Origin of the sequence: Pseudomonas sp. PH1b (assembly GCF_000633395.1) — a bacterium.
In the GTDB taxonomy this organism is placed as follows: domain Bacteria; phylum Pseudomonadota; class Gammaproteobacteria; order Pseudomonadales; family Pseudomonadaceae; genus Aquipseudomonas.
Genome location: NZ_AYMU01000003.1, coordinates 160382 through 175980, shown reverse-complemented (window position 1 = coordinate 175980; position 15599 = coordinate 160382). Strand labels below are relative to the sequence as shown.

At 64.6% G+C, this 15599-nt stretch carries 15 protein-coding genes; 10 read left to right on the top strand and 5 right to left on the bottom strand.

The annotated features are described in order from the left end of the window. Positions 1 to 69: 69 nt before the first annotated feature. From U873_RS0106370 to chrA, 7 genes are all read left to right on the top strand, one after another. Entirely contained in the window at positions 70 to 1164 is a 1095-nt protein-coding gene (locus U873_RS0106370) for a polyamine ABC transporter substrate-binding protein (RefSeq protein ID WP_025127449.1), read from the top strand. 9 nt (positions 1165 to 1173) lie between these two features. Continuing rightward, positions 1174 to 2133, top strand: coding sequence for an agmatinase (gene speB / locus U873_RS0106365; RefSeq protein ID WP_025127448.1), 960 nt, complete (start codon positions 1174 to 1176; stop codon positions 2131 to 2133). Between the two features lie 212 nt (positions 2134 to 2345). Continuing rightward, complete coding sequence (locus U873_RS0106360) at positions 2346 to 3062, top strand: YafY family protein (RefSeq protein ID WP_025127447.1); 717 nt, start codon at positions 2346 to 2348, stop codon at positions 3060 to 3062. 52 nt (positions 3063 to 3114) lie between these two features. After that, a complete protein-coding gene (locus U873_RS0106355) occupies positions 3115 to 3465 on the top strand; it encodes a ketosteroid isomerase (RefSeq protein WP_025127446.1) in 351 nt (116 codons plus the stop codon). 84 nt (positions 3466 to 3549) lie between these two features. Next, on the top strand, positions 3550 to 4677 hold the full coding sequence (zapE, locus tag U873_RS0106350; RefSeq protein ID WP_025127445.1) for a cell division protein ZapE: 1128 nt from the start codon (positions 3550 to 3552) through the stop codon (positions 4675 to 4677). A 159-nt stretch (positions 4678 to 4836) separates the two neighbouring features. After that, positions 4837 to 5328 (top strand): GNAT family N-acetyltransferase, encoded by a 492-nt coding sequence (locus U873_RS0106345; RefSeq protein WP_025127444.1) that lies wholly within the window; start codon positions 4837 to 4839, stop codon positions 5326 to 5328. Next, complete coding sequence (gene chrA / locus U873_RS0106340; protein WP_025127443.1) at positions 5328 to 6524, top strand: chromate efflux transporter; 1197 nt, start codon at positions 5328 to 5330, stop codon at positions 6522 to 6524. The genes U873_RS0106345 and chrA overlap by 1 nt, the downstream gene beginning before the upstream one ends. Before the next feature lie 4 nt (positions 6525 to 6528). Here chrA and U873_RS0106335 read toward each other — a convergent pair whose 3' ends face one another. From U873_RS0106335 to U873_RS36900, 5 genes are all read right to left on the bottom strand, one after another. Next, entirely contained in the window at positions 6529 to 7953 is a 1425-nt protein-coding gene (locus U873_RS0106335) for a heavy metal sensor histidine kinase (RefSeq protein ID WP_025127442.1), read from the bottom strand. Next, positions 7950 to 8624, bottom strand: coding sequence for a heavy metal response regulator transcription factor (locus tag U873_RS0106330; RefSeq protein WP_025127441.1), 675 nt, complete (start codon positions 8622 to 8624; stop codon positions 7950 to 7952). Before U873_RS0106330 ends, U873_RS0106335 begins: the two co-directional genes overlap by 4 nt. 351 nt (positions 8625 to 8975) lie before the next feature. Next, positions 8976 to 9200 (bottom strand): hypothetical protein, encoded by a 225-nt coding sequence (locus U873_RS0106325; protein ID WP_025127440.1) that lies wholly within the window; start codon positions 9198 to 9200, stop codon positions 8976 to 8978. A 456-nt stretch (positions 9201 to 9656) separates the two neighbouring features. Beyond that, a complete protein-coding gene (locus U873_RS0106320) occupies positions 9657 to 11399 on the bottom strand; it encodes a phosphoethanolamine transferase CptA (RefSeq protein ID WP_025127439.1) in 1743 nt (580 codons plus the stop codon). Between the two features lie 255 nt (positions 11400 to 11654). Next, positions 11655 to 11831 (bottom strand): DUF6026 family protein, encoded by a 177-nt coding sequence (locus tag U873_RS36900; RefSeq protein WP_177330244.1) that lies wholly within the window; start codon positions 11829 to 11831, stop codon positions 11655 to 11657. Positions 11832 to 12240: 409 nt separating this feature from the next. Between U873_RS36900 and gnd the strand changes: the two genes are divergently transcribed. Genes gnd through U873_RS0106300 form a run of 3 tightly spaced genes read left to right on the top strand, consistent with a single transcriptional unit; the run spans position 12241 to position 15553 of the window. Continuing rightward, positions 12241 to 13221: a phosphogluconate dehydrogenase (NAD(+)-dependent, decarboxylating) gene (gnd, locus tag U873_RS0106310; protein ID WP_025127438.1), complete on the top strand. Its 981-nt coding sequence runs from the start codon at positions 12241 to 12243 to the stop codon at positions 13219 to 13221. After that, complete coding sequence (gene zwf / locus U873_RS0106305; protein ID WP_025127437.1) at positions 13218 to 14735, top strand: glucose-6-phosphate dehydrogenase; 1518 nt, start codon at positions 13218 to 13220, stop codon at positions 14733 to 14735. Before gnd ends, zwf begins: the two co-directional genes overlap by 4 nt. Beyond that, positions 14732 to 15553 (top strand): Cof-type HAD-IIB family hydrolase, encoded by an 822-nt coding sequence (locus U873_RS0106300; protein ID WP_025127436.1) that lies wholly within the window; start codon positions 14732 to 14734, stop codon positions 15551 to 15553. Before zwf ends, U873_RS0106300 begins: the two co-directional genes overlap by 4 nt. Positions 15554 to 15599 lie beyond the last annotated feature (46 nt).

Below are 15599 nucleotides of genomic sequence, written 5' to 3'. Positions count from 1 at the left end.
AAACTTGGTATTTTTGTAATGTATAGCGCCGGGCAAGCTGCAGCCACTTCTTCCTCGCAGGTGGTTGCCATGCATTCGCTCCTTCGCCGCTTCCTTCCTCTTGTGCTCCTGGCCCAGGCCTCGCTGGTCCGGGCCGAGGAGCCGCTGCTCAACCTCTACAGCTGGGCCGACTACGTCCCCCCGCAGACCTTGCAACGCTTCACCGAGGAAACCGGGATCCGCGTGCGCTACGACACCTTCGACACCCCGGAGGTGCTGGAAACCAAGCTGCTCACCGGTGGCAGCGGTTATGACGTGGTGGTGCCGTCCTCCAGCGTACTGGCCCGGGCGTTGATGGCCGGGGCCCTGCAGGAAATACCCCGCGAGGGGCTCAAGGGCTATGCCAATCTCGACCCGGACCTGCTGGCAAAACTGGCCGCTGTGGACCCGGGCAACCGCTACGGCGTGCCCTACACCTGGGGCACCCTGGGCCTGGGGATGAACCTGGAAGCGGTGCGCCAGCGTCTGCCCGAGGCACCGCTGGACAGCCTCGACCTGCTGTTCAAGCCGCAGTACGCCGAGCGCCTCAAGGACTGCGGCATCGCCATTCTCGATTCGCCTCAGGAAGTCATCGGCCTGGCCCTGCATTACCTGGGCAAGGACCCCTACAGCAGCGATCGCGCCGACCTGGCCCAGGCCGAGGCGCTGCTGCGGCAATTGCAACCCAACGTGCGCTATGTGGCCACCGGGCGGCAGATCAATGACCTGGCCAACGGCAGTGTGTGCCTGGCGCTGACCTACAACGGTGATGCCGGCATGGCCGCGGACCAGGCGCGCAAGGCCGCCAAGGCCTACCAGATCGTCTACCGCATTCCCCGTGACGGCAGCCTGGTGTGGCAGGACAACCTGGCCATACCCAAGGACGCGCCGCACCCGCAGGCCGCCCGGGCCTTTGTCGAGTTCATGCTGCGCCCGGACTCGGTGGCGGCGCTGACCAACAGCCTGTTCTTCGCCAACGCCAACCAGGCGGCCACGCCCCTGGTGGACGCGGCGATCCGCAATGACCCGGACATCTACCCCGGGCCCCTGGTGCGGGCGCGGCTCTACGCCGACCGCAGCATGGGCCTCAAGGACATGCGCCAGCGCACCCGTATCTGGACCACTTTCCGTAGCCGCCAACCCTGAGGAACCCCCATGGACATCGCCGACCTCAACGATCAGGCCCTGACCCGCGACAGCCTGTACGGCACCCGCGCCGAAACCACCTATGCCGGCATCACCAGCTTCATGCGTCGGCGCTACAGCCGTGACTTGCGGGGCGTCGACCTGGTGGTCAGCGGCGTGCCGTTCGACACCGCCACCACCAACCGTCCCGGCGCCCGCTTCGGGCCGCGGGGGATTCGCGCCGCATCCGCCGGCATCGCCTGGGAACGCCACTGGCCCTGGGCGTTCGACCCCTTCGATCATCTGGCGGTGATCGACTACGGCGATTGCGCCTTCGACCATGGCACCCCGCAGTCGGTGCCGGACAGCATCGAGGCCCATGCCCGGCAGATCCTCGACGCCGGCTGCGCGATGCTGACGTTCGGTGGCGACCACTTCATCAGCTACCCGCTGCTCAAGGCCCACCACCGTCGCCACGGCCCGCTGGCGCTGATCCACTTCGACGCCCACAGCGACACCTGGCCGGATGAAGAGGGCCAGCGCATCGACCACGGCACCATGTTCTGGCACGCCGCCAGGGAAGGGCTGGTGGACCCGGCGCGCTCGGTGCAGATCGGCCTGCGCACCACCAATGATGACCACCAGGGCTTCCAGGTACTGGATGCGCGCCAGGTGCACCGACGCGGCTGCGAGGCGATTGTCGCGGCGATTCGCGAGCGGGTGGGCGATCACCCGGTGTACCTGACGTTCGACATCGACTGCCTGGACCCGGCGTTCGCCCCCGGCACCGGAACCCCGGTATGTGGCGGCCTGAGCACCACCCAGGCGCTGGAGATCCTCGGCGGCCTGCGGGGGATCAACCTGGTGGGCATGGACCTGGTGGAAGTGGCGCCAGCCTACGACCACGCCGAGATCACCTCCCTGGCGGGCGCGACCCTGGCCATGGAGATGCTTTGCCTCTACGCCGCGCGGCACAAGGTCGATGTCTGACCGGCTGACGCTGGCAGTGCTCGCGCTCCGATGCCGGGGGGCTGGGCGGATGCAACACCCGCGCTAGCCCGCTCGGCGGGGCGGATTGCCGGTGGCCCGCCAGGCTTCCTGTGACCGAGGACCCACACAGGGTACGCAGACGTTCCTCCTGACAGTTTCTGTCAGGAGGCTTTGCTATCCTGCGCCGGTGTTTTTCAGGGAGTTCACCCCACGTGTCGCGAGCCAGTCGTCTACTCACCCTGTTGCAGATGCTGCGCGGCAAGAGCCGCCCGGTCACCGCGGCCAACCTGGCCCGGGAGCTGGAGGTTTCCGAGCGCACCCTGTACCGCGACATTGCCGAGCTCACCGCCCTGGGCGCGCCCATCTATGGCGAGGCCGGGATCGGCTATGTACTGCGCAGCGGGCTGTTCCTGCCGCCGCTGATGCTCAATGCCGATGAAACCGAAGCGGTGGTCCTGGGGTTGCGCTACGTCGATCAGCGCGGCGATGAGGAGCTGAGCAAGGCCGCCGCCGATGCCATGGCCAAGATCGCCGCGGTACTGGCCCCGGCGGCCCAGGATGCGTTGCGCAACCCGACCTTGCTGCCCGGGCCGGCGGGCTATGGCTTTCCCGACAACCCGGTGTCGCTGAACGTGTTTCGCCAGGCCATCCGTCACCAGGGCAAGCTGCTGATCGACTACGCCGACGTCAACCAGACCCCCAGCCAGCGGCTGATCTGGCCCCTGGCCCTGGGCTTTCTCAACGAGGCCCGGGTGATCGTCGCCTGGTGCGAACTGCGCGAGGATTACCGGACCTTTCGCACCGACCGCGTGGCCGCGGCCCAGGAGCTGGGCGAGGTCTACCCGGGGCGGCGCAGCGACTGGCTGCGGACCTGGCGCAAGCGCCTGCAAGGGGATGAAAACAGCCGCTTCACTCCTGACAGGAAATGACGTGGAGGCGTCTTAGCATTACCTGCACCTTCACTCAAAAGGAACCTTGGTCATGTCAGGTATCGACCCTTCGCTGGCCCCAGCCATCATTGCCTATGTGGCGGCCACCAATGCCGGAGACAGCTCCCGGGCGGCGTCGATCTTCGCTGCCCGGGCGCAAGTCTTCGATGAGCGCGAACACCGCGTAGGCCCCGAGGAAATCGCCCGCTGGATGGATGACACCGGGCGTCGCTACCGCCCGCGGCTGGAGATTCTCGGCGTGCAGCAGCGCACCGGCAAAGTGCTGCTGGACAACCTGATTTCCGGTGATTTCCCCGGCAGCCCCCAGGCCCTGCGCTACACCTTCCGCCTGGACCCCCAAGGCAAGATCGAACGCCTGGATATCTCGGCCGGGCACTCCTGAGTTTCGCGCTGCAAGCCTCAAGCCTGGATCTTGCCGCTCTCAGCCCTGGCATACTGTGACCCTTTGCCAGGAGGCCAGAGCCCCATGCCATTCGACTCACCCTTGAGCGCCTATCAGCATGCCCTGGAGCACGACGGCTTCGTCGCCGATGCCGCACAGGCGCGGGCGGTGCAGGCCCTGCAACACTGTCATCAAGCGCTGCACCAGGGGCGTGGGCCGGTGCAGGGGGTGTACCTGTGGGGTTCGGTGGGGCGTGGCAAGACCTGGCTCATGGATCAGTTCTACCAGAGCCTCAGGGTCCCGGCGCGCCGTCAGCACTTCCATCACTTCATGGGCTGGGTGCACCAGCGGTCCTTCCAGTTGACCGGCACCCCCGACCCTTTGCAGGCCCTGGCCCGCGAGTTGAGCGAGGAGGTGCGGGTGCTGTGCTTCGACGAATTGTTCGTCAATGACATCGGTGACGCGATCATTCTCGGGCGTCTGTTCCAGGTGATGTTCGAGCAGGGCGTGGTCATGGTCTGTACCTCCAACCAGCCGCCCGAGCAGCTCTATGCCGAAGGCTTCAACCGTGAGCGCTTCCTGCCGGCGATCAGCGCCATCCGCCAGCACATGGCGGTGGTGGCGGTGGATGGCGAACAGGATCACCGCCTGCACCCGGGGGCGGCAACGCAGCGCTATTGGGTCGGCGTCGCGGGCCAGCCCAGCGCGCTGGAACCGCTGTTCGCCCAGCTCAGTGCCGGGCAGCCGGTGTCCGGCGAGCCGCTGTTGATCGGCTATCGCCCGGTGACCGTGGTCAAGGCCGCCGAGACAGTGATCTGGTGCCGTTTTGCCGATCTGTGCGAGCAGCCGTTCTCGGCCATGGACTTCATGGCCTTGTGTGACCGTTTCCAGGCCATTCTTCTCAGCGAGGTGCCCAACCTCAGTGCCCAGCCACGTCCGGGGCGGATTGCCCGGGGCACCGAGGACGGTGCCCAGCGGGTGGCGGCCGGGGATCGCCAATTGCCGCAACTGTCGATCCATGACGATGCCGTGCGGCGTTTCATTGCCCTGGTGGACGAATGCTACGACCGCAAGGTGCCGCTCTACCTGGAGGCCGAAGTGCCGATGACTCGGCTATATACCGAGGGCTACCTGGAGTTTGCGTTCCGTCGCACCCTCAGCCGCCTGCAGGAAATGCAACGGCAGCGCTTTGGCGCGGCGCCGCGAGCTTGAAGGAGGGAAGCCATTCCTGCTGCAGGTGCGCCTGGTCATTGCTTAGGGTTTTTCTGCCGCAAACAGGTGAAAAATCTTCGTTTGGTCAAATGCCCCAGCCTACAATCGAGGCTGCCTGAGCCCTGAGGCTCACTTTCAACCCGTTGATCGAGGATGAACATGGACGTTGCCGATGTCGTGGTGCTGCAAGCCAGCTACAGCAACCCGGTGCATGCCGAAGCCATAGGCGTGCTGCTCAATCACTATGCCGAAGATCCCATGGGCGGTGGCCAGTCCCTGGCACCGGACCAGCTCCAGCAGTTGCCGGCGGAACTGGCCAAGCGGCCCCAGGCCTTCAGCGTGCTGGCCTTTGCCGGTGGCCAGCCGGTGGGGCTGGTGAACTGCTTCGAGGGGTTTTCCACCTTTGCCTGCCGGCCCCTGGTGAATGTCCATGACGTGGTGGTGCTGGACGGTTTTCGCGGCCAGGGCCTGAGCAAGCGGATGCTGCAGAAGGTCGAGGACATCGCCCGCCAGCGCGGTTGCTGCAAGATCACCCTGGAGGTGCTGGAGGGCAATGCCTCGGCCCAGGCCGCCTACCAGGCCAGCGGATTTGCCAGCGCCATGCTCGATCCTGCCCACGGCCGCATGCTGTTCTGGAGCAAAGCCTTGTAATGACCGACGTCAGGCCCCCGGCGCATGACCAGGGCAGCCACACGGACTCGCCCTGGCAGGTGTTCCTGGTGTTCCTGCGCCTGGGCTTGACGTCGTTCGGCGGGCCGGTGGCGCACCTGGGATATTTTCGCCAGGAGTTCGTCTTGCGCCGACGCTGGCTGGGGGAGGCAGCGTATGCCGAGCTGGTCGCGCTGTGCCAGTTCCTGCCGGGGCCGGCCAGCAGCCAGGTCGGCATTGCCCTGGGCCTGTCCCGCGCCGGGGTGCCGGGCGCCCTGTGCGCCTGGGCCGGCTTTACCCTGCCTTCGGCCCTGGCCCTGACCTTGCTGGCCCTGGGCGTGGGGGCCGGTGTTCCACCGGGCGTGCTCAAGGGGCTGCTGCTGGTGACCGTGGCGGTGGTGGCGCAAGCCCTGTGGGGAATGGCCCGCAGCCTGTGCCGCGGTCCCTTGCGGATTGCCATCGCGCTGCTGGCGATGTTTCTGGTGGGGCGCTGGCCGGGCCTGGGCGGGCAGTTGCTGGTGATGCTGCTGGCCGCGCTGTTGGGCCGGCTGTGGATCAGCCCCGTGCTGGACGTATCGCTCCAGCAGCAGCCCGCGGCATCCAGTCGCCGCCTGGGTGCCATGTGCCTGGGCTTGGCGCTGCTGTTGCTGCTGGTCCTGCCGGGGCTCGCGGCTATTTGGCCGAATCGCCTGCTGGGCCTGTTCGACGGGTTCTACCGGGTGGGCGCCCTGGTGTTCGGTGGCGGTCATGTGGTGCTGCCGTTGCTGCAGGCCCAGGTGGTGGAGCCGGGTTGGGTCAGCAGCCCGCTGTTTCTGGCCGGTTATGCCAGTGCCCAGGCGGTGCCGGGCCCCTTGTTCAGCGTCGCCGCCTTTCTTGGCGCGAGCAGTGACGGCTGGACCGGGGCGCTGGTCTGTCTGCTGGCGATTTTCCTGCCGGGGCTGCTGCTGGTGATCGGGGTCATGCCGTTCTGGCAGGCCTTGCGGCAGCGCCACAGCGTCCAGGCGGCGCTGGCCGGGGTCAATGCCGCAGTGGTGGGGTTGTTGGCAGCCGCCTTGTATCAGCCCCTGTGGACCCACAGCATCACCGGCCCCGGGGAGCTGGCGGGCGCGACCCTGGCCCTCGGGCTGCTGTGCAGTGGGCGGGTGCCGCCCTGGATGCTGGTGTGCCTGGGGGCGGCGCTGGGCGCCTGGCTGCTCTAGGGCCCTAGGTGTCGTGCTGGGTAGGATCGAGCTTGGGGAACAGCAGGCGGAACTCGGTCAGGCTGTCCGGGACGCTGCTGACCTCGGTTTGCCCCTGGTGCAGGTTCATGATCGAGCGCACGATCGCCAGGCCCAGCCCGGTGCCGCCTTCGGCGCGAGTGCGGCTGCTGTCGACCCGGTAGAAACGTTCGAACAGATGGGGCAGGTGGCAGGCGGCAATGCCCGGCCCGGGGTTGGCCACGACCAGGCTGACGCTGTGCAACTGCTGTTCGACCCGCAGGCTGATCCGGCTCTGGGGCGGGCTGTGGCGGATGGCATTGGACAGCAGGTTGGACATCGCCCGCTGGATCATCAGCCGATCACCCAGGACCCAGGCATCGCCATTCAGGTCGACGCTCAGTTGCTTGTCTTCGGCGCTAAGGGCGAACAGGTCCATGACCCGGCGCGCTTCCTCGCCCAGGGACACCCGGGCAAAGCGCGCCTGGGTCGCCGGCTGGCTGACCTGGGCCAGGAACAGCATGTCGGCGACGATCCGCGTGACCCGCTCCAGCTCCTCGATGCTGGCCTCCAGCACGGCCTTGTATTCCTCCGGCGGGCGTTCCCGGGACAAGGTCACCTGGGCCTTGCCCATCAGGTTGCTGATGGGCGAACGCAGTTCATGGGCCAGGTCATCGGAAAACTGCGACAGGCGCTGCACGCCACCGTCCAGGCGCTGCAGCATGACATTGATGCCCTGGCCCAGCTCGGCCAGCTCCCGGGGCAGCTTGTCCAGGTTCAGGCGGTGGGTCAGGTCCTGGGTGGTGACTTTCGCCGCGACCCGGGTGAACTGCTGCAGCGGTAACAGCCCGCGCTGCACCAGCCACCAGGCACCGACGCCTATCAGCAACAGCAATAGCGGCAGGGCGATCACCGTGGAGCGCAGGTAGGCCTGGAGCAGCGCCTGGTCATTGCCGCGATCCAGGCTCAGCACCACTTGCACCTGCTCGCCGTTGCGCAGCTTCATCTTGCGCGTGGCACTGAGCAGCGGATTGCCGCGATTGTCGCTCCAGTCGAGGTAGCCGTCGCCGGCCGTGCTGCCCAGCGCCCTGGGCAGGGGCTGCTGGGCGATGCCTCCGACGCTCAGCAAAGGGGCCGCCTGCGGGTCGCTGCCGAGGATGCTCAGTTGCAGGTTGTCGTGGCCCATCACCAGGTCCAGCAGCGAATGGGGGCGGGTGGGCAGGTCACTGCTCTGGATGTCACTGGTGAGGCTGTGGCGGATCTGCTCCAGCTTGCTGTCCAGGCCCTTGCGCGCCAGGTTGTCCAGTTCGTGGTTCAGGGCCAGGTAGGCCAGGGTCGCCAGCAGCAGGACCAACGCCGCGCCCATCAGGCTGACAGTCAGCCCCAGGCGCATGGACAGGCTGTTGTCGACGGGGCCGGGGCGCGGATTCATGGGCGCACTTCCAGCACATAACCGACACCCCGCAAGGTGTGGATCAGCTTGACCTCGCTGCTGTCATCGATCTTGCCCCGCAGGCGGCTGATGGACACTTCCACCACGTTGGTGTCGCAATCGAAGTTCATGTCCCAGACCAGGGAAATGATCTGGGTACGGGTCAGCACCTCCCCCGAATGGCGCATCAATACCTGTAACAGGGTGAACTCCTTGGTGGTCAGGTCAATTCGCCGAGTGCCGCGATAGGCTCGATGACGGCGGGGATCAAGTTGCAGGTCGGCAACTTGCAGGACTTCCGGCTGGGCAATGACTTCACTGCGACGCATCAAGGTGCGGACCCGGGCCAGCAACTCGGGGAATTGAAAGGGCTTGACCAGATAATCATCGGCGCCCATGTCCAGTCCCTTGACCTTGTCTTCCAGGCGCCCGCGGGCGGTGAGCATCATGACTCGCGCCGGGTATTGCCCGCGCATATGTTCCAATACCTGCCAACCATCTTTGCCGGGCAGGTTTATATCCAGGATCACCAGTTCATAGGGTTGTTGCTGAATCAAGTGCAGGCCGTCGACACCATTGTTCGCGCGATCCACCACATAACCACTTTCAGTCAGTCCCTGATGCAGGTAGTCCGCTGTCTTCGGTTCGTCTTCAACCACCAGAATGCGCATTGCTAGATCCTCTTGAATTGTTCGGAGGTTATCGAATGGATGAAGAATGAAGCCTGAAGTAGCTACAGGGTCAATAAATTAACCCTGGTAATTCAACCGATTAAGCGGTCTGTCCGATGACCGGTAAGGCGCGGTTGCTGAGGTGCTGGCTTCCGCTAAGGAGGGTGGCGCGCGGGGATACTAATCGAGCTCAAACAGTGAAAGTGCTGAATGACAAAGTTGTAATGTCCAGGTCACCAAGGTGAAAGAAACCTTTGTATCGGGGCATAAAAAAGGCGCCACAAGGGCGCCAAACATCCATCTCTGGCAAAGGAGCACATTGTCCAGAGTGGGTATTACTGGAATTCGCTGTCAGGCATCGGGCTGTTGTTGCTTGGTGTCCGACGTGGAATAGCGGGGAGCCGGTTTCTGCTGCTCGGTCTTGGCTGTATTGTCGTTTTTATTGCCGTGAAGTTGTTGCTGGCTCACCTGGAAGTTTTCATAGAAGCGCTGCATGTTTTCCGCGCCGCCCTCGGCGAAGGCCGCACTGGAACCGACGAGAATCAGACCGCTAACTACCAGAGTTGAAAGTTTCATGCTGTGTTTCCTGCTTTAAGAGTGTTCGGTACTTGTTTCATCCCTGCACAAGAAGTAACGGGAGAAGTTAAACCTAAGTGTATTAAGTCAGGGTTAACGCGAGCCTGAAGCGCCGATTACATTCTTGACATCATGTGTCGACACCAGGTGTGGCCTGGGCCGGATGGAGGACCGCGAGGTGAAATAACGGGCAGGGCGGCAGGCCGATCCGCTGGGCGACGGCGCCACAGGTCAGCGGTGGCGCGGGCGCTCGGCGTCCCAGGGGCTGAGGTGCTAAAGCCGGAAGGCAGGTTGTGGCCAGTGCGCGCAGGCAGGCATTGGCGGGTAGTGCTACCGCGCAGGAGCAAGCGCCCTTGGCACATCAGCCGTGGGCATTCGAGGGGCGGTGAAGGGCGGAGGGTAAGGCGGCCTGGGGCAGAACGATTCGGGGGCCATTGCGGCCCCCGAGGGTGAGGATTACTGCTGGACCACCTTGGTCTCCACCGGCGTCGTGGGCTTCATCAGACTGAAGTCGATCAGTGGCTTGCTCTGGCGTGCGTAGGGGTCGCCAATCAGCAGGGGGCGCGCCTTGAAGCTGGCGTTGACCAGGCTGCGGCTGGGGTCCCACTCATCGAAGCTCAAGCCGGCCAGGTCGGCCCAGGTGTGGATCAGCTGGGAGCTGCTGTAGGGCCGGTTGAGGTCGGAGGCGAAGCTCCAGTCATGGGTCTGGCGCCATTTCGGCGAGGCCCAGGCCATGAACGGAATGGTGTACATCGGCGCCGTCGGCTTGCCTTCGTTGCGTCCCAGGGTGTCATGACCCGCAGAGTCGAAGACATCCTCGCCGTGGTCGGACAGGTACAGCAGGAAACCGTTGGGGTCGGTCTTGGCGTAGTCCTTGATCAGGCTGGAGACCACAAAGTCGTTGTACAGCACTGCATTGTCGTAGCTGTTGTAGGTCGGCACCTGATCGTCGCGCACCCCGGCCGGCACGCCCTGTCGGTCGGTGAACTTGTCGAAGGTCGGCGGGTAGCGGTACTGGTAGCTCATGTGGGTGCCCAGCAAGTGGACCACGATGAGTTTGCGCGGCGCGTTGTCGGCCAGGGCCTTGGCGAAAGGCTCGAGCACGTCGCCGTCGTACTGGCGGGCGTTCTGGTTGCGGTTGTTGTTCAGGTACACCTGCTCGTCGGCCTGTTCGGAAAAGGTGGTGAGCATGGTGTTGCGCTTGGTCATGGTCTGCTGGTTGGTGATCCAGAAGGTCTTGTAGCCGGCCTGTTTCATCATGCTGACCAGGGACGGCGACTTGAGGTACAGGTCGGGGTTTTCCTCGTCGGCGAAGGTCAGTACCTGCTGCAGCGCCTCGATGGTGTAGGGGCGCGGGGTGATCACGTTGTTGAACACCGCGAGCTGGTCCTTGAGCTTGTCCAGCTCGGGCGTGGTCTGGCGCGGGTAGCCGTAGAGGCTCATGCGCTGGCGGTTGGTGGACTCACCGATCACCAGCACCAGGGTCGCCGGCTGATTGGCCATGCTGTCCTTGAGGTTGCTCAGGGGCGGGATCTTGCTGACGCTGTCGAGCATGCCTTGCATGCCGTCCAGCTGTTCACGGTAACGCCGGTAGGCCACCACCATCTGCCAGGGCACCGCAGGCTCGATACGGGTTTCGAACTTCTCCAGGCCTTCGGCCAGGTTATCGGTGCGGGAGATCTGCTTGACCAGCGGGTAGCCGACAATCGCCACGAGGATCGCCGCAGCCGCCACCATGGCCTGGCCGCGAGGCAGGTAGACCGGGCGCAGGCGGGTCCAGAGGAAGATCGCGAAGGCGGTATGGGCGACGAAAGCCAGGACCATCCACCAGGCAAAGTACTGGGTCAGGTACTCAACGGCCTCCGAGGGGTTGGACTCGAACATGATGAAGATGACGCTTTGCGAGAACTCCTGCTGGTAGACGAAGAAGTAGCCCAGGCTGGCCATGGAGCAGGCCCAGAGCACCACGCCGATCACTGCGGCCATGACTTTGGTGCGCGAGGGGAACAGCAGCATCGGCGCCAGCCACACGCCACTCATGAAGAACGCCTGGCGGAATCCGCTGAAGCCGGAGGTGTCGGTCAGCTGGATCAGCAGTTGGGTGATGCCGGAGAAGTACCAGAAGAACAGGAACAGCCAGAGCAGGCCCATCCAGTCAAAACCTTTCGCAGCGCTGCTACTGCGTTTGAACAATGCCATTCGGTGCTCCCCAGGAATCCGTGATCATTGCGCGCCGGTTCAGCGTCGCGAATGAAGGCCGTCCTCTGTAACAAGACGGCCACAATGGCCGGGAGTATCGACAGGCAAATGTGAAAAGATCGTCAGGGCGATGTTGGTTTTTTGTCGGCCGCTGCAATAACACCGGGCCAGGCCGAGGATCAGCGGGCCACAGTGCGGCAGAAGGGCGTTTGAATATGCAGCGAACGCAGGGCGCGCCTGCGTTCGGGGCGAGGTTCAGCTCGCGGAGGGAAGGTGCAGCGGTGCTACGGATGGACCCTGCTTCAGCAGCAGGCGCAGCTGTGCCAACTCCTGTTGCAACTGATCGCGTTCATCTTTGAGTTGACGCAGTTCATCACGACGGATGGTGACGTACAGGGTTTGTGCGGGTCTTGCCGGTAGTACTGTGCCCATTGCTCACCTCGCAAATGGCGTGTCTCAACTATGCTTCGTGGTCCGCATTCCCTTGCGCAAAGCACTATCGGTGGCAATTTTATTTCTTTTTTGCGCAAAGGGAACTTTTTTATTTTGGGTGGTCGCTGTGCCTTGCAGGCACTTTGTGTCGTTATCCACCGAGTTTTTGCGAAACTTCGCCGCCGGTGTTGAGACTAATCCTTGATTAAACCCCGGCGATCGGCTGCGGCAGGTGCGGCCCGGACAGCCCGCATGACCCGCAGGGAGCGGCAAAAAACTGCTGTCGTGCCTAAAGATTGCGCTGTCTTGGAGCTTTTTGCCTTGTATAGTTGCGCCCCTCGAAGTTTGCACCCGGCCCATTGGGCTATACATTTTTGATCTGAATTTTTTGCAGTAGGAGCATCAGCACATGCAACTGGGGATTATTGGACTGGGCCGCATGGGCGGCAACATTGCACGGCGCCTGATGCTCAATGGGCACGAAACCGTAGTCTTTGACCGCAATACCGATTTTGTCAGCGCCCTGGCCGCTGAAGGCGCCAAGGGCGTCGCCGACCTGCCGGCCCTGGTGGCGGGCCTGGAACAGCCGCGTGCGGTCTGGGTCATGCTGCCCGCCGGCGAGCCTACCGAAGCGACCATCGAGGCCCTGAGCCAGTTGCTGGCCCCCGGGGATGTGATCATCGACGGCGGCAACACCTACTACAAGGACGATATCCGTCGCGCCCGGGACCTGGCGCACAAGGGCCTGAAGTACATTGACGTCGGCACCTCCGGCGGCGTCTGGGGCCTGGAGCGCGGCTATTGCATGATGATCGGCGGCGATGCCGACGAAGTGCTGCGCCTTGACCCGCTGTTCAGCGCCCTGGCCCCGGGTTTGGGTTCGATTCCGCGGACCAAGGACCGGGTATCTGCCGACGACCGCGCCGAGCGTGGCTACATCCATGCGGGGCCTGCCGGCTCCGGGCACTTCGTCAAGATGATCCACAACGGCATCGAGTACGGGATGATGCAGGCCTTCGCCGAGGGCTTCGACATCCTCAAGACCAAATCCTCGGAAAACCTCCCGGAAGACCAGCGTTTCGATCTCAATGTCGGCGATATCGCCGAAGTCTGGCGTCGTGGCAGCGTGGTTTCCTCCTGGCTGCTGGACCTGACCGCCGACGCCCTGGCCAGCGACCCGAAACTCGACGGCTTCTCCGGTTCGGTGGCTGACAGCGGCGAAGGTCGCTGGACCATCGAGGCCGCCATGGAGCAGGCGGTGCCGGTGCCGGTGCTGTCCAACTCGCTGTTCTCGCGCTACCGTTCGCGCGGGCAGGGCACCTACGGCGACAAGGTACTGTCGGCCATGCGCTTCGGCTTTGGCGGCCACGTGGAGACCGGGAAAAAATGACCTCTACGCGAAAGAAGTCCAAGGCGTTGCCGGCGCCGCCGACCACGCTGTTCCTGTTCGGCGCCCGCGGTGATCTGGTCAAGCGCCTGTTGATGCCGGCGCTGTACAACCTGAGCCGTGACGGCTTGCTGGATGAGGGACTGCGAATTGTCGGCGTTGACCACAATGCGGTGAGCGACGCTGAGTTCGCCACCTTGCTGGAAGACTTCCTTCGCGATGAAGTGCTCAACAAGCAAGCCCAGGGGGCGGCTGTGGATGCCGCAGTCTGGGCCCGGCTGACCCGCGGGATCAGCTATGTCCAGGGCGACTTCCTGGACGATTCCACCTATGCCGAGCTGGCGGCGCGGATTGCCGCCAGCGGCACCGGCAACGCGGTGTTCTACCTGGCCACTGCACCGCGCTTCTTCAGTGAAGTGGTGCAGCGCCTGGGCGCCTCGGGGTTGCTGGAGGAGGGGCCACAGGCGTTTCGCCGGGTGGTGATCGAGAAGCCCTTCGGCTCCGACTTGCAGACCGCAGAGGCCCTCAATGCCTGCCTGCTCAAGGTCATGAGCGAGAAGCAGATCTACCGCATCGACCATTACCTGGGCAAGGAAACCGTCCAGAACATCCTGGTCAGCCGTTTTTCCAACAGCCTGTTCGAGGCCTTCTGGAACAACCATTACATCGACCACGTGCAGATCACCGCGGCGGAAACCGTCGGGGTGGAAACCCGTGGCAGCTTTTATGAACATACCGGCGCCCTGCGCGACATGGTGCCCAATCACCTGTTCCAGTTGCTGGCGATGGTGGCCATGGAGCCGCCCGCAGCCTTCGGTGCCGATGCGGTACGGGGCGAGAAGGCCAAGGTGGTGGGAGCGATCCGTCCCTGGTCCGCCGAGGAGGCCCGGGCCAATTCGGTACGTGGCCAGTACAGCGCCGGCGAGGTGGCCGGCAAGGCCCTGGCGGGATACCGCGAGGAAGCCAACGTGGCGCCCGACAGCCACACTGAAACCTACGTTGCGCTGAAGGTGATGATCGACAACTGGCGCTGGGTCGGGGTGCCGTTCTACCTGCGCACCGGCAAGCGCATGAGCGTGCGCGACACCGAGATCGTCATCTGCTTCAAGCCGGCGCCCTATGCGCAGTTTCGCGACACCGAGGTCGAGCGCCTGTCGCCGACCTACCTGCGGATCCAGATCCAGCCCAACGAGGGCATGTGGTTCGACCTGCTGGCGAAAAAACCCGGCCCGAGCCTGGACATGGCCAATATCGAGCTGGGTTTCGCCTACCGGGACTTCTTCGAGATGCAGCCGTCCACCGGTTACGAAACCCTGATCTACGACTGCCTGATCGGCGACCAGACGCTGTTCCAGCGGGCGGACAACATCGAGAACGGCTGGCGCGCGGTGCAGCCCTTCCTCGATGCCTGGAAGCAGGACGGGGCGCTGCAGAACTACCCGGCCGGCACCGATGGCCCGGCCGCCGGTGACGAACTGCTGGCCCGGGATGCTCGCGTCTGGCGCCCCCTGGGATGAGCGGCATGACGGCACGGCCCATCGAGTTGCTGCTCAGTGACATGGACGGCACGCTGCTGCGTCCGGACCACAGTTTGAGCCCCCGAACCCTCGATGCGGTGCGTGCCCTGCGCGACGCCGGGGTGGCTTTCAGCCTGGCCAGCGGGCGCCCGCCCCGGGCCATGCAGCAGCAGATCGAAGCCCTGGGCGTGGACCTGCCCACCGCCGGGTTCAATGGCGGCAGCATCGTCAACCCCGATGGCAGCTTCCTGGTGCGCCACACTGTTCCGGTGGCAGCGGCGGTGAGCGCCTTGCTGCTGTTCGAGCCCTGCCCGCAGATCGAAACCTGGGTCTTTGCCGACAACCAATGGCTGCTGCGCAACCTCGAGGGTGCCCTGATGCCCCTGGAGCGCCATGTACTGGGGTACGCCCCCAAAGTGGTGGACAGTTTCGAGGAGTACCTGCCGCGCATCGACAAGATCGTGGCCGCCAGCAGCGACCATCGGCTGCTGGTGGAGCTGGAGGCGCGCCTGCATGCAACCACCGCCGGGCAAGCCCAGGCTTCGCGCTCGCAGCCCAGGTTCCTCGATGTCACCGCCCTGCAAGCGGACAAGGGCCAGGCCCTGGCCACCTTGGCCGAGCACCTGGGTGTGCCGCTGGAGCGCACTGCGGCGCTGGGAGATGGTGGCAACGACACGGCGATGTTCCAGCGTGCCGGCCTGTCGATTGCCATGGGCCAGGCGGAGGAACAGGTCAAGCGCCAGGCCGACCTGGTCACCGGCAGCAACCTGGAAGACGGCGCCGCCGAAGCGATCGAGCGCTACCTCCTCCGGCGTTGAGGGGCGCAGCCTGGCATAGCGCCAGGCCACGGCCTCCGGTCCTTCA

Bases quoted from the DNA above. Each gene is read 5' to 3' on its own strand.
- U873_RS0106370 (WP_025127449.1), top strand. From the start codon at position 70: ATGCATTCGCTCCTTCGCCGCTTCCTTCCTCTTGTGCTCCTGGCCCAG.
- speB (WP_025127448.1), top strand. From the start codon at position 1,174: ATGGACATCGCCGACCTCAACGATCAGGCCCTGACCCGCGACAGCCTG.
- U873_RS0106355 (WP_025127446.1), top strand. From the start codon at position 3,115: ATGTCAGGTATCGACCCTTCGCTGGCCCCAGCCATCATTGCCTATGTG.
- zapE (WP_025127445.1), top strand. From the start codon at position 3,550: ATGCCATTCGACTCACCCTTGAGCGCCTATCAGCATGCCCTGGAGCAC.
- U873_RS0106345 (WP_025127444.1), top strand. From the start codon at position 4,837: ATGGACGTTGCCGATGTCGTGGTGCTGCAAGCCAGCTACAGCAACCCG.
- chrA (WP_025127443.1), top strand. From the start codon at position 5,328: ATGACCGACGTCAGGCCCCCGGCGCATGACCAGGGCAGCCACACGGAC.
- U873_RS0106335 (WP_025127442.1), bottom strand. From the start codon at position 7,953: ATGAATCCGCGCCCCGGCCCCGTCGACAACAGCCTGTCCATGCGCCTG.
- U873_RS0106330 (WP_025127441.1), bottom strand. From the start codon at position 8,624: ATGCGCATTCTGGTGGTTGAAGACGAACCGAAGACAGCGGACTACCTG.
- U873_RS0106325 (WP_025127440.1), bottom strand. From the start codon at position 9,200: ATGAAACTTTCAACTCTGGTAGTTAGCGGTCTGATTCTCGTCGGTTCC.
- U873_RS0106320 (WP_025127439.1), bottom strand. From the start codon at position 11,399: ATGGCATTGTTCAAACGCAGTAGCAGCGCTGCGAAAGGTTTTGACTGG.
- U873_RS36900 (WP_177330244.1), bottom strand. From the start codon at position 11,831: ATGGGCACAGTACTACCGGCAAGACCCGCACAAACCCTGTACGTCACC.
- gnd (WP_025127438.1), top strand. From the start codon at position 12,241: ATGCAACTGGGGATTATTGGACTGGGCCGCATGGGCGGCAACATTGCA.
- zwf (WP_025127437.1), top strand. From the start codon at position 13,218: ATGACCTCTACGCGAAAGAAGTCCAAGGCGTTGCCGGCGCCGCCGACC.
- U873_RS0106300 (WP_025127436.1), top strand. From the start codon at position 14,732: ATGAGCGGCATGACGGCACGGCCCATCGAGTTGCTGCTCAGTGACATG.